The organism is Vibrio sp. V04_P4A5T148, from assembly GCF_963875605.1.
GTDB lineage: Bacteria > Pseudomonadota > Gammaproteobacteria > Enterobacterales > Vibrionaceae > Vibrio > Vibrio anguillarum.
This window is the reverse complement of sequence record NZ_CAWNMS010000036.1, coordinates 1-13,730: the sequence shown is the minus strand read 5'-3', so window position 1 is coordinate 13,730 and position 13,730 is coordinate 1. Positions and strand designations below refer to the sequence as shown.

Below are 13,730 nucleotides of genomic sequence, written 5' to 3'. Positions count from 1 at the left end.
AGCCTCTTAAATAAAGAGGCTTCCGTTTTTTGAGAGCGGTGTTAGAGGTTAATTTCTTTCCACTCACCGGGTTGTAGATCGCCTAAAACAATGTCGCCCATCGCGTAGCGCACTAAGCGCAGTGTTGGAAAGCCAATATGCGCTGTCATACGTCGTACTTGCCGGTTTTTACCTTCAGTAATGGTAATCGCAAGCCATGTGGTTGGGATTTGTGCGCGAAAACGAACCGGTGGATTACGTTCCCACAAGGTAGGCGGTTGCAAAATCTCAACCTTGGCAGGCAGCGTCATGCCATCTTTTAGCTCTACACCTTGGCGCAATTTATCTAAATCGTTTTGAGCGGGTTCTCCTTCTACTTGAACCCAATACGTTTTTGGTAATTTTGACTGCGGCTGCGTTAGTCTTGCTTGCAAGATGCCGTCATTGGTGAGCACCATCAAACCTTCGCTGTCTCTGTCCAAGCGACCTGCGGCATATACCTCTTTTACGGGAATAAAATCAGCGAGAGTTTTGCGCCCATCACCATCGGTAAACTGGCTTAGCGTATCAAAAGGCTTATTAAAGATGATGACTTTTCGATCAGCAAGTGATACTCGTTTTTTTACCTCTTCTGCAGATGAGGAGGAGCGGGCGGTTGAGCGCTGATGTGGATCGCGCCGTTTAAAATGAGAAGAGCCAGAGGGTTTTGATACTGATGAAGAATCACGACGCAAGCGGGATGACATGTTAACTACCTTGCAAAAATGTAAATGAAGTGTGTTTGAAAGTTTTCTGAACTTTGGATTTAAGCTATGATTTGCGCGCCCAGAAACAGGATTGACGCACAAGATAATAGACTATTATCCTAGTTTTGTTTAATTATACTCAACCCATGCTATTTGGATTCAGTATCAATAAAGGGTTTGGGTGTATACGTATTTTCACTCAATGACTAAAATCGGATAACGCTCAACGACATTCGATTCAGTTTTTGAAAGAGTGACGCTATCGTGTTCAAGTCGCGAGGATGCTAACCCACTTGACACGGACAATCACACAGCGCTGTTTCATCCAATGGTGCTGCTAGAACAAATAGGGAAATTTTTCATGCCTACAGAAAAACCTACAATTATTTATACCATTACAGACGAAGCACCAGCACTGGCCACTTATTCTTTATTGCCGATTATCCAATCCTTTACCGCCTCGTCAGGCATTAGCGTTGAAACCCGCGATATTTCACTGGCTGCGCGTATCCTTGCCAGCTTCCCAGAACATTTAAAAGAAAATCAACGTGTAAGTGATGCGCTTGCCGAATTAGGTGAACTGGCGACCAAACCAGAAGCGAATATTATTAAACTGCCTAACGTTTCTGCATCGGTCCCACAATTGAAAGCCGCGATTAAAGAGTTGCAGGAAAAAGGTTACGACCTACCAAATTATCCTGAAGAACCAAGTACCTACGAAGAGGAAGCGATTAAAGCGACTTACGATAAAATCAAAGGTAGTGCGGTTAACCCTGTGTTGCGTGAAGGAAACTCCGATCGCCGCGCACCATTATCAGTCAAGAATTATGCTAAGAAAAACCCACATTCAATGGGCGCATGGTCACCGCAATCCCGTTCACATGTTGCCAGCATGCAAGACAAAGATTTCTATGGAACAGAAAAGTCAGTCACCATTGAAGGTGACACTAAGGTCAAAATTGAGTTTGTCGGCCATGATGGCTCGACTAAAGTCTTAAAGAAAGAGTTTGCGCTGCTTGATAAAGAAATTATCGATGCTTCAGTTCTAAGCAAAAAAGCGTTAGTTGAGTTTTTCGAGCAACAAATCGCAGCAGCGAAACAGCAAGATGTGCTGCTTTCCTTGCACATGAAAGCAACCATGATGAAAGTGTCTGACCCAGTCATTTTCGGCCATGCCGTTAAAGTGTACTACAAAGACGTATTTGCGAAGTATGGCGCGTTGTTTGACTCATTAGGTGTTGATGTCAACAATGGCCTAGGCGATGTTTACGCGAAAATTCAAGCATTGCCACAAGCACAGAAAGAAGAAATTGAAGCCGCGATTCAAGCGGTTTATAACACGCAGCCACCGCTTGCTATGGTCGATTCTGACCGAGGTATTACTAACCTACATGTCCCAAGCGATATCATTGTTGATGCGTCAATGCCAGCAATGCTGCGCGCTTCTGGTCAAATGTGGGGGCCAGATGGCAAGCAACAAGACACCAAAGCACTGATCCCCGATCGCTGCTACGCTGGCGTTTATCAAGCGGTGATTGATTTTTGTAAAAAGCACGGCGCATTTGATCCCACCACGATGGGCAGTGTGCCAAACGTGGGCCTTATGGCGCAAAAAGCTGAAGAATATGGATCGCACGATAAAACCTTTATCCTCGATGCAGCGGGTTCGGTACGTGTTGTGGATACCTCCGGCAAAGTATTGCTAGAGCAAGCTGTTGAAGCTGGTGATATTTTCCGCATGTGCCAAGTGAAAGATGCACCGATCCAAGACTGGGTGAAACTGGCCGTGACTCGCGCCAGAGCTACTGGCGTTCCTGCGATTTTCTGGTTAGACGATCAGCGTGCGCATGACCGTGAATTGATCAAAAAAGTCAACGTCTACCTTGCTGATCATGATACGGCTGGCTTAGATATTCAGATCCTATCACCCGTTGAAGCGACTCTGTTCACACTTGAGCGTCTCAAAGCGGGTAAAGATACCATCTCAGTTACGGGTAACGTACTGCGTGATTACCTCACGGATCTATTCCCCATTCTTGAGCTCGGTACTTCGGCTAAAATGTTGTCGATTGTTCCCTTGATGAATGGCGGTGGTTTGTTTGAAACAGGTGCTGGTGGCTCTGCGCCAAAACACGTTCAGCAGGTTGAGAAAGAAAACCACTTACGTTGGGATTCGTTAGGCGAGTTTTTAGCGCTGGCGGCGTCTTTGGAACATTTGAGTGTTGTCACTGGAAATGCGAAAGCGAAAGTACTAGCCGATGCGCTTGATAAAGCCACTGGTAAGTTCCTTGATCTCAATAAATCACCATCGCGCAGAGTTGGTGAGCTTGATAACCGTGGCAGTCACTACTATCTTGCAACCTATTGGGCTGAGGCCTTAGCAGAGCAGACGGCGGATGCTGATTTAGCGGCGGAATTCGCACCGATTGCGAAACAGCTGCAAGAAAATGAACAGGTTATCGTCTCTGAGCTGAATCAGGCACAAGGTACTCCGGGTGATTTGGGTGGTTACTATGCGCCAGTGTTTGAAAAAGCATCAGCACTAATGCGTCCAAGCCAAACCTTGAACGCGATCATTGGCGCTTAACCTTCAGTTATTCACCTCTAAGCAATAAAAAAACCCGCCAGTTCGGCGGGTTTTTCATCAAATACACGTTTGGCAGCGATTATTTTGCAAGTTGACCTTCGATTGGAACAACAGCGCTAGCGTGATAACCTTTCGGCCCCTGTTCAATCTCGTAGGAAACTTGTTGGCCCGCTTTGAGTGTGCGGTAGCCTTCCATTTGAATGGTTGAATAGTGAGCAAAAATATCGGTATCCTCACCTTCTGGACAAATAAACCCAAATCCTTTGGCGTTGTTAAACCATTTTACTGTACCTGTAGCCATGCTTTACATCCCTCATTGCATTTTAGTTACTGATGTTGTTATCGAGAAACTTATCCTAAAAACGTTACCCGAATGTGAATATCAATTCAGCCGCTGCCAAATTTTTAGTCACTAATTGACCAATGTAGTCAATGATTCGGCGCAGTCAATAGGCAAAAGGTATGATACTCGACATATTTGCAAATAAATCACTTTTCAGGTTTACATTGTTGTAACGATTAAATAGGGCGTTAAGAATGAAATAGTTAAAGAAAGCAGTTGCTTTTGTTTTCTTTTTAATCAACTACGCCGTTGATAGTTCGGAATAGCAATGTTTTATTTGCAGCGATACAATTGCTGCATTAGTCTCTAAGTAAGGGTTGTTTTTCAACTGTGTCGGTAGCACTAATAACATTAATAGATTCCAACGACACAATGGTTACTGAGAGGCACACGGTTCCACTAGGTAGAGAAGCACTCTAAATACGGTCATCATGAGTAAACATTTTGAATGGGTGACTCCAGACTCAGATCTTCTGGAGAAAGAGAAGACAGCAATTAAACCACCAGCGATGTACAACGTAGTTCTTAATAACGATGACTACACGCCGATGGAGTTTGTGATTGAAATCCTTGAGCGATTCTTCTCGATGGATATCGACAAAGCAACACAGATAATGCTCAAGGTGCATTATGAAGGGAAAGCAATTTGTGGCACGTTCAGTGCCGAGATTGCAGAGACCAAAGTAGCTCAAGTTACTTTGTACTCAAGGGAAAATGAGCATCCACTGCTTTGTACTATGGAGCAAGCGTAGTCGCTTGCTGGAGCAACAAAGTGGTTCCTTAAGGAGGTACTTATGCTTAATAAAGAACTAGAGTCGAGTCTAAACGGCGCGTTCGCTCGAGCGCGAGACAAAAGACATGAATTCATGACCGTCGAGCACCTCCTACTTGCGTTATTAGAAAATGATGCAGCCAGAGAGGCCTTATTAGCCTGCCAAGCGGATTTGGATGCCTTACGCCAAGAGCTTGATATTTTTATTGATCAAACCACACCTCTTATTCCTGAAAGTGACGAAACACGTGAAACGCAACCTACATTGAGTTTTCAACGTGTGCTGCAACGTGCTGTATTTCATGTGCAATCCTCTGGCCGCAATGAAGTCACAGGGGCGAATGTACTGGTTGCAATCTTTAGTGAGCAGGAGTCACACGCGGCTTACCTACTGAAAAAAAATGACATCAGTCGCTTAGATATCGTCAACTACATTTCGCACGGCATCACTAAAGCTTCCAGCGCAAGTGATAATTCAGCCTCTTCCGACTCTTTTAGCAGCGAATCAGCTGATGAAGTCAGTTCTGATGAACGTTTGGAAAGCTTTGCCAGCAACCTCAACCAATTGGCAAAGCAAGGGTTGATTGACCCGCTAATTGGGCGTGATAAAGAACTAGAACGAACCATTCAAGTGTTGTGTCGTCGCCGTAAAAATAATCCGCTGTTAGTGGGAGAAGCGGGAGTCGGTAAAACGGCGATTGCGGAAGGGCTGGCGTGGCGTATTGTGGAAGGCCAAGTGCCTGAAATCATTCAAAATAGCGTTATTTATTCACTGGATATTGGCTCATTACTCGCTGGAACTAAGTATCGTGGCGATTTTGAAAAGCGTTTTAAAACCATTTTGAAACAGCTTGAAAAAGAGCAGGACGCGATCCTATTTATTGATGAAATTCATACCATCATCGGTGCGGGTGCCGCTTCTGGTGGTCAGGTGGATGCGGCTAACTTAATCAAACCTCTGCTTAGCAGCGGTAAATTGCGCTGCATCGGCTCAACGACTTATCAAGAGTACAACAACATCTTTGAAAAAGAGCGCGCGCTGGCTCGCCGTTTTCAAAAAATCGATGTGGTCGAGCCATCGTTGGATGACACCACTAAAATACTTATGGGCCTGAAAACAAAATACGAGGCGCACCATGATGTACGTTACACCAATAAAGCGTTACGTGCGGCCGTAGAGCTTTCTGCAAAATACATCAATGAACGTCATTTGCCTGATAAAGCGATTGATGTGATTGATGAAGCGGGAGCACGTTCAAGGTTGGCACCTGCAAGTCGTCGCAAGAAAACCGTTGGAGTGGCCGATATTGAAGCGATGGTTGCTAAAATGGCGCGTATTCCAGAAAAATCGGTCTCTTCTTCCGATAAAGACATTTTGCAGCACCTTGATAGAAAAATGAAAATGTTGGTATTTGGACAAGATGACGCTATCGATGTATTGAGTGAGGCGATCAAACTCTCACGCGCTGGCTTAGGTGCCGACAATAAACCGGTGGGCTCATTCTTGTTTGCAGGGCCAACAGGCGTGGGTAAAACAGAAGTGACAGTGCAGTTATCGAAGCTACTTGGCATTGAGCTGCTGCGTTTTGATATGTCTGAGTATGGTGAACGTCACTCGGTGAGTCGTTTAATTGGTGCTCCTCCTGGTTATGTTGGGTATGACCAAGGTGGCTTGCTAACTGATGCTGTGATTAAACATCCACATTCAGTGGTGCTACTTGATGAGATTGAGAAAGCGCACCCTGATATTTTTAACTTGTTACTTCAAGTCATGGATAACGGCACTTTAACCGATAACAATGGACGAAAAGCGGATTTCCGTAACATCATTTTGGTGATGACAACCAACGCAGGTGTTGCAGAGACAGTGAAAAAATCGATTGGTCTTATCCAACAAGACAATAGTTTTGATGCGATGTCAGAGATTAAGAAAGTATTCACACCCGAATTTCGTAACCGTTTAGATAACATCATCTGGTTTAATCGTTTGGATGAGCGTGTAATCCATCAAGTGGTTGATAAGTTTATTGTTGAACTACAAGCTCAACTCGATGCGAGAGGTGTATCGTTAGAGGTTTCTGAGGATGCTCGTCATTGGCTTGCTGTGAAAGGCTACGATATTGAGATGGGCGCTCGTCCGATGGGCCGCGTGATTCAGGATAAGCTGAAAAAGCCATTAGCGAATGAGTTGTTGTTTGGCTCGTTGGTCGATGGCGGCACAGTGAAAGTGGATTTAGATGGCGAAGAGCTTAAGTTTAAGTACATTGGTTCTCGTGAAGAAGCGGTTCACTAATCGGTAATCCCGATGCTTATCACCTAATAACAAAAGCACGCTGAGGCGTGCTTTCTTCTATGCATTGCATTTAATCCAGTTCTATAAGTAACAAAAAACGGAGCATTTAGCTCCGTTTTTTGTTGCGTTCGAAAATCAGAGATTAACGAGCACGGAAGACGATGCGGCCTTTAGTTAGGTCGTATGGAGTCATCTCTACAGTTACTTTGTCACCAGTAAGAATACGAATGTAGTTCTTACGCATTTTACCAGAGATGTGAGCTGTTACTACGTGGCCGTTTTCTAGCTCAACACGGAACATTGTGTTTGGAAGAGTATCAAGGACAGTGCCTTGCATCTCAATTACGTCTTCTTTAGCCATTTAATCCTCTTTAGAAACTTGGCGATTTTTAACGGACGCATTCTGCCGCTAAAAGATAAATATGTAAAGTTGGGGCGTATTCTACCCTTGCCAACGTTGATTTACTAGCTTTTGATGGCGCTCAAAGCGTACTTTGTAGTTCATTGCTGGGCATTCATCAATTTGATAACCCAAATATAACCATTGTTTCTGTGTGGCTTGGCAATATTGCAGTTGAAATAAAACGCCAAGTGTTCCGAGTGACAGATCTGACTCTGGATCATAAAAGGTATAAAAGGCGCTGGCACTGTTTTGTAAAATATCCGTCACCGCAATCGCGACCAGTTGTCCGTTTTGATAAATATGCAGGTATTGAGTATCTAGCCAACGACAAGCGGAAAAGGTTTCAAACTCCTGCTCGTTGGGAGGGTACATGCTGCCCTCTTTATGTCGCGCTTCAATATAGCGGGCATAGAGTGCAAACCAACCCGAATCCATGGTTGGTTTCAACTGCCACTGAAAAGCGTGTGCCTTTTTGAGTAACCGCTTTTGACTGGTTGATAGCTTGACTTGGTCAACAAAAACACGCAATGCTTGGCAGGAGTTGCAATTGTCACAGTGAGGTTTGTAAATGGTATCCCCACTGCGTCGAAAACCATTTGCGAGTAGAATTTCATAATTCTCAGGCGATTGCATGGCGGAGTCTAAAGTCACAGCGACACGTTCTTGTCTATCTTTTAAATAGCTACAAGGGTGGTTATTGGTTAAACCGATGCGTATTTGCTGTAAATCTGAGCTCATGGTTATCCTTCATTAGGCAAGGTGATCCACTGGGGTGTAAAGCAGCGCTCATCGACAGAGCTATCTCTAAAAGATAGCAAGGATTTGAGAAAATCGTCGCGCTCTAATTCGAAAGCTCCCAATGATGCCAGATGCGGATTCATCACCTGACAATCAATCAACTGTCCACCGTGTGATTGAAAATGCTGGCAAAAATACCAAAGCGCAATTTTTGATGCATTGGCTTTGATACTAAACATCGACTCACCGCAAAACATTTGGCCCATTTGTATGCCATAGAGCCCGCCGATCAATTTATCTTCCTGCCACACCTCAACCGAATGACAACGGCCAGAAGCCGCAAGGGCGAGGTAGGCGCTGCGCATCTCTTCATTTAGCCAAGTTTGATCTGCGGGTCTTACGTTGGCGCAACTTGTAATTACCTCTTTAGTTGCATGGTTAAGGCTTATTTTATATTGATGTTTTCGCTGGAATTTTTTAACGCTTTTAGCTGGAGAAAAAGTTTGTGGGTTAAACACAGCTCGTGGAGCGGGGCTCCACCAAAGAATAGGCTCTTGTGGGCCATACCAAGGAAAAATTCCGTGTCGATAAGCATTATAAATACGTTCTGGTTGTAAATCTCCACCAAACGCGAGCAGTCCATTTGGCTCTTCTAGCGCCTCATCAGCGGAAGGAAAAGAGAAATCATCAAGCGCAAGTTGAGGAAGGTAAATAGTCATGTTCGATCCGATCTGGGTTAACCATCAAGATAAGGCCACGGAATGAGGATAGTAGGGATTTTTCAATAGTTTGCCAATCATTACTATCAGGCCATATTTGTACTGGAGTTCGCTTTTATTTTTAGATAGGCTGCAAGTACGAAGAATTTTCATTTTCCCAGAGCAAACAGGAGCTCTTTGGAAGATGCAAGGAAACACAACTCGAATGGAAAGCCTCACGTTACAACCAATAAAAAAAATTAATGGGCAAGTCAATTTACCCGGTTCCAAAAGTGTCTCAAACCGAACACTACTGCTTGCCGCTCTGGCAAGTGGTACGACTAAGCTAACGAACTTGTTAGACAGTGACGACATTCGCCACATGCTCAACGCACTAGCAAAACTTGGTGTGGAGTATCGTTTGTCAGACGACAAAACGGTGTGTGAAATAAAAGGTTTGGGTCGGCCTTTTAGCATCGAGCAATCCGTTGAGCTGTTTTTAGGTAATGCAGGGACGGCAATGCGTCCACTTGCGGCAGCATTAGTTCTTGGACAGGGTGAATTCATTTTGACTGGTGAGCCGAGGATGAAAGAACGTCCAATCGGTCATCTCGTTACAGCGTTACGTGAAGCGGGCGCTGATATTGAGTACCTTGAAAACGAAGACTTCCCGCCGTTAAAAATTACGGCAACCGGCCTTAAAGCTGGAACCGTGGCGATTGACGGTTCAATCTCGAGTCAATTTTTGACCGCCTTTTTAATGGCTGCGCCACTGTCTGATGGTGAAATGACGATAAACATCGTTGGTGACTTGGTCTCAAAGCCCTACATTGATATCACGTTACACATCATGGCGCAGTTTGGTGTAAAAGTGATCAACCATAACTACACTCAATTTGTGATCCCAGCTGGGCAATCGTATGTTTCTCCTGGGCAGTTTTTGGTGGAAGGGGATGCATCCTCTGCTTCTTACTTCCTCGCGGCGGCGGCTATCAAAGGTGGCGAAGTAAAAGTTACTGGTATTGGTAAAAACAGTATCCAAGGAGATATTCAATTTGCCGATGCGCTAGAAAAAATGGGCGCAGTCATCGAATGGGGGAATGATTATGTCATCGCTCGTCGTGGAGAGCTTAATGCGGTTGATCTCGATTTTAATCACATTCCTGATGCGGCTATGACCATTGCGACGACCGCATTATTTGCCAAAGGCACCACAGCCATTCGCAACGTATATAATTGGCGTGTTAAAGAAACTGATCGTTTAGCTGCAATGGCGACGGAGCTGCGTAAAGTGGGTGCAGAGGTTGAGGAAGGGGATGATTACATTATCATCACACCACCAACGTCATTACAGCATGCGGCAATCGACACTTATGACGATCATCGAATGGCGATGTGTTTTTCGCTGGTTGCACTGAGCGATACCGCAGTGACGATTAATGATCCTAAATGTACTTCGAAAACGTTTCCTGATTATTTTGAACAGCTTGCGCAACTAAGCCACTAGGCATTGAGCGTTTAAACCCAATAATGAAAAGCCTCGAATGAGGCTTTTTTTCATCAAGAATTACGATTGAACGAGAGTAAATTGCTTTGATAAATGCAAGGCAAGGTACTTGAACATGTTAAATACCGCAGTGGTATTAGGTGTTGGCAGCCCCTTGTCGTCTAAAAAATAGTTGCCTTTAAAAACTAATACATCCTCTTTTTCTTCAACGCTATCGGCGCGCATGCCAACGATATAAGCATCATGTTCTTGAATGATTTGGTTTGCAATAAGTAGCAAATCAAATTCAGTAATAGATTGTTTTTCGCTCATCTTTTACGGTCCTATGAGTAGATGTGCGAGGATAGTGCCGTAAAAGGGTAGGTAATTTCAATGATTTCAAATAGAATTCGGCGCAAAATTCGATGGAGTGGATTCTCAAGCTTTGACCAAAGAGAGAAGTCACGTCTAAGCTTAATCAAGAAAGCCGATTTTTTATGCAATGAGAATGTGTGACTTACGGCATATTTCATTGGATTTATTTCGCGAACTGATAATACTCACTTTAGTATGAGCGCCAAAGCACGTTTAGTAGAGTGCTGCAGCAATGAAAGTCAAGCTCACAAGTACCACAGGATTCGATTTTAAACTTCGCAATTAAGGTTGGAAGGCTGGCGGAGAATAGGCCACTGAGCTCTGGTTGCATTTTGACCAATTATTGAGTGGTTGAATTTTATTTTTAAAAAACATGTTGATCTTCTTGTTAACTGGCTCGATAGTAAAAAAAGAAGCAATAATTTAGAACGTCATGCGATTTACTTTCGCGTAATGATTAAGGGCATTTGAGTCAATTATGGGTAAATCACTCGTTATAGTGGAATCGCCAGCCAAGGCTAAAACGATCAATAAATATCTTGGTAAAGATTTTATTGTTAAGTCGAGCGTAGGGCATGTTCGTGATCTTCCAACCGCAGGTCAAAGTACCGCTAAAAAAGCAACGCCTAGTTCTTCTTCAAAGAACCTTAGCGCTGAAGAGAAAGCACGCTTGAAAAGCGAGAAAGACCGCAGTTCGTTAATTAAGAAGATGGGCATCGACCCTTATCACGGCTGGGAAGCGAATTACCAAATTTTGCCGGGTAAAGAAAAAGTAGTGGCGGAATTGCAAAAGCTTGCCAAGGATGCCGACTGCATTTATCTCGCCACCGATTTGGACCGCGAAGGAGAGGCCATCGCTTGGCACCTTCGTGAGATCATCGGTGGCGATGAACAGCGATACAAACGAGTTGTATTTAACGAAATTACTAAAAATGCAATCCAACAAGCCTTCCAAACACCGGGTGAATTGAATATCGACGGTGTAAACGCCCAACAAGCGCGTCGTTTCATGGACCGTGTGGTGGGTTTTATGGTCTCTCCATTACTTTGGAAAAAAGTGGCGCGTGGCCTGTCTGCGGGTCGCGTCCAATCGGTGGCGGTGAAATTACTTGTTGAGCGTGAGCGTGAAATTAACGCGTTTGTCCCCGAAGAGTTCTGGGATATCCATGCTGATACGAAAACGCAAGATAAAACGGATTTCCGTCTGTTGGTTGCGCAAAAAAATGATGTAGCGTTTAAACCTGTCAACGAAGCGGAAGCTAAATCAGCGGTTTCGATTTTAGAAAAAGCTTCTTACGAAGTGTGTAAACGTGAAGACCGCCCAACCAGCAGTAAACCTTCCGCTCCTTTTATCACATCTACGTTACAGCAAGCAGCCAGTACTCGCTTGGGTTACGGAGTGAAGAAAACGATGATGCTAGCTCAGCGCTTGTATGAGGCGGGTTACATCACTTATATGCGTACCGATTCAACCAACTTAAGTGCTGAAGCGGTCGAAGCGGTTCGCAGCTATATTGGGAGTGAGTTTGGACAGGCCTACTTACCTGAGAATCCGTTAGCTTATGGAAGTAAGCAGGGCGCTCAAGAAGCGCACGAAGCGATTCGTCCATCCAGTGTGGATGTTAAAGCCGATGATTTACAAGGTATGGAAGCGGATGCTCATAAGCTATACGCGCTAATCTGGAATCAGTTTGTTGCTTGCCAAATGACGCCAGCTCAATACGATTCGACCACTGTGAGCGTGAAAGCGGCAGAATTTACCCTTAAGGCGAAAGGTCGCATCCTTAAATTTGATGGTTGGACACGAGTTCAACGTCCAATGGGTAAGAATGAAGACCAAATTTTACCTCCAGTGAAAGTGGGCGAAACGTTGTTATTGCAAACGTTAGATCCAAAACAACATTTCACTAAGCCACCGGCACGTTATACGGAAGCTGCGCTGGTAAAAGAGCTTGAAAAGCGTGGTATAGGCCGACCATCGACGTATGCTTCTATCATCTCTACGATTCAAGATCGCGGCTATGTGAAAGTGGATCAGCGACGTTTTTATGCTGAGAAAATGGGTGAAATCGTCACCGATCGTCTGGATGACAGTTTCAATGACTTGATGAACTATGACTTCACCGCGCGAATGGAAGAAAAGCTGGACCAAATTGCAGCAGGATCTGCAAATTGGAAAGGAGTCTTGGACGATTTCTTTAAAGATTTCACTGCAGATTTAGAAACGGCTGAACTGGATGAAGAACAAGGTGGTATGAAACCCAACCACATCGTGATGACCGACATTCAATGTCCGACATGTTCACGTCCAATGGGAATTCGTACAGCCTCTACAGGGGTGTTCCTCGGTTGTTCTGGTTATGCACTGCCGCCTAAAGAGCGTTGTAAAACCACCATTAACCTAGGTGACGAAGAAGGCGTCATCAATGTCTTGGAAGAAGATGTTGAAACGGCTGCACTGCGCGCTAAAAAGCGTTGTCCTATCTGTGAAACGGCGATGGATGCGTACCTAATCGATGACACACGTAAAATGCATGTGTGCGGGAACAATCCGAACTGCGAAGGTTACGTTGTAGAATTCGGTGAGTTTAAAGTTAAAGGCTATGATGGCCCAGTTGTCGAGTGTGACAAGTGTGGGTCAAACATGGTACTGAAAAATGGCCGTTTTGGTAAGTACATGGATTGCACCAGCGATGACTGTAAAAATACGCGTAAGATCTTAAGAAGCGGCGAAGTTGCTCCACCAAAAGAAGATCCTATCCATTTCCCTGAATTGCCTTGTGAAAACTCGGATGCGTATTTTGTACTGCGTGATGGCGCTTCAGGCCTGTTTCTTGCGGCGAGCAATTTCCCGAAATCTCGCGAGACACGTGCGCCATTGGTTGAAGAATTGGCTCGTTTCAAAGAGCGCCTAGCACCAAAGTATCAATACTTAGCTGATGCGCCTGCACATGATCCTGATGGTGTGGCGGCGGTTGTACGCTTTAGTCGTAAGTCAAAAGAACACTATGTACGCACTGAGATAGATGGTAAACCCTCAGGTTGGACGGCGTTGTACGATAATGGGCGGTGGGAAATTACCGATAAGCGTAAAAACGCTAAAAAATAGCCTTTAATGTGATCAATGCGAAAAGGTAGCCTTCGGGCTACCTTTTTTTTTGGCTGGAGTTTGAGCAAGTTCAACTATTCATACTATTCATGGAGAATGTGTCGCCAATATTTTGACATTCCATGTGTAAGGCAGTATTGATTAACTATCCGTGAGCGGGCGGAGTGTCGGATGTTCAGAGTCTTGTACACAGGAGATAGC

General features: G+C 44.6%; 11 protein-coding genes. 5 read left to right on the top strand and 6 right to left on the bottom strand.

The features are described 5' to 3' along the window. Positions 1-41: 41 nt before the first annotated feature. On the bottom strand, positions 42-725 hold the full coding sequence (locus tag AACT18_RS07080) for a pseudouridine synthase (protein WP_217897997.1): 684 nt from the start codon (positions 723-725) through the stop codon (positions 42-44). Positions 726-1,086: 361 nt separating this feature from the next. Between AACT18_RS07080 and AACT18_RS07075 the strand changes: the two genes are divergently transcribed. Next, positions 1,087-3,312, top strand: coding sequence for an NADP-dependent isocitrate dehydrogenase (locus AACT18_RS07075; RefSeq protein WP_026028830.1), 2,226 nt, complete (start codon positions 1,087-1,089; stop codon positions 3,310-3,312). Between the two features lie 79 nt (positions 3,313-3,391). Here the strand turns inward: AACT18_RS07075 and cspD are convergent, their stop codons facing one another. After that, positions 3,392-3,613, bottom strand: a complete 222-nt coding sequence (cspD, locus tag AACT18_RS07070; RefSeq protein ID WP_013857087.1) for a cold shock domain-containing protein CspD — start codon at positions 3,611-3,613, stop codon at positions 3,392-3,394. Between the two features lie 473 nt (positions 3,614-4,086). Between cspD and clpS the strand changes: the two genes are divergently transcribed. Then, positions 4,087-4,407: an ATP-dependent Clp protease adapter ClpS gene (gene clpS / locus AACT18_RS07065; RefSeq protein WP_010319243.1), complete on the top strand. Its 321-nt coding sequence runs from the start codon at positions 4,087-4,089 to the stop codon at positions 4,405-4,407. Between the two features lie 42 nt (positions 4,408-4,449). Next, the gene (gene clpA, locus AACT18_RS07060) at positions 4,450-6,720 is read left to right on the top strand and encodes an ATP-dependent Clp protease ATP-binding subunit ClpA (protein WP_013857086.1); all 2,271 of its coding nucleotides are present in this window, start codon (positions 4,450-4,452) and stop codon (positions 6,718-6,720) included. 142 nt (positions 6,721-6,862) lie between these two features. Here clpA and infA read toward each other — a convergent pair whose 3' ends face one another. From infA to aat, 3 genes are all read right to left on the bottom strand, one after another. Beyond that, complete coding sequence (infA, locus tag AACT18_RS07055; protein ID WP_006075347.1) at positions 6,863-7,081, bottom strand: translation initiation factor IF-1; 219 nt, start codon at positions 7,079-7,081, stop codon at positions 6,863-6,865. Positions 7,082-7,162: 81 nt separating this feature from the next. Continuing rightward, the gene (locus AACT18_RS07050) at positions 7,163-7,861 is read right to left on the bottom strand and encodes an arginyltransferase (protein ID WP_013857085.1); all 699 of its coding nucleotides are present in this window, start codon (positions 7,859-7,861) and stop codon (positions 7,163-7,165) included. A gap of 2 nt (positions 7,862-7,863) precedes the next feature. Continuing rightward, entirely contained in the window at positions 7,864-8,580 is a 717-nt protein-coding gene (gene aat / locus AACT18_RS07045) for a leucyl/phenylalanyl-tRNA--protein transferase (protein WP_013857084.1), read from the bottom strand. Positions 8,581-8,785: 205 nt separating this feature from the next. Between aat and aroA the strand changes: the two genes are divergently transcribed. Beyond that, positions 8,786-10,066: a 3-phosphoshikimate 1-carboxyvinyltransferase gene (gene aroA / locus AACT18_RS07040; protein ID WP_094125817.1), complete on the top strand. Its 1,281-nt coding sequence runs from the start codon at positions 8,786-8,788 to the stop codon at positions 10,064-10,066. A gap of 60 nt (positions 10,067-10,126) precedes the next feature. Here the strand turns inward: aroA and AACT18_RS07035 are convergent, their stop codons facing one another. Continuing rightward, a complete protein-coding gene (locus AACT18_RS07035) occupies positions 10,127-10,378 on the bottom strand; it encodes a YciN family protein (protein WP_013857082.1) in 252 nt (83 codons plus the stop codon). Between the two features lie 520 nt (positions 10,379-10,898). Between AACT18_RS07035 and topA the strand changes: the two genes are divergently transcribed. After that, positions 10,899-13,529, top strand: a complete 2,631-nt coding sequence (gene topA / locus AACT18_RS07030; RefSeq protein WP_017044653.1) for a type I DNA topoisomerase — start codon at positions 10,899-10,901, stop codon at positions 13,527-13,529. Positions 13,530-13,730: the final 201 nt, after the last annotated feature.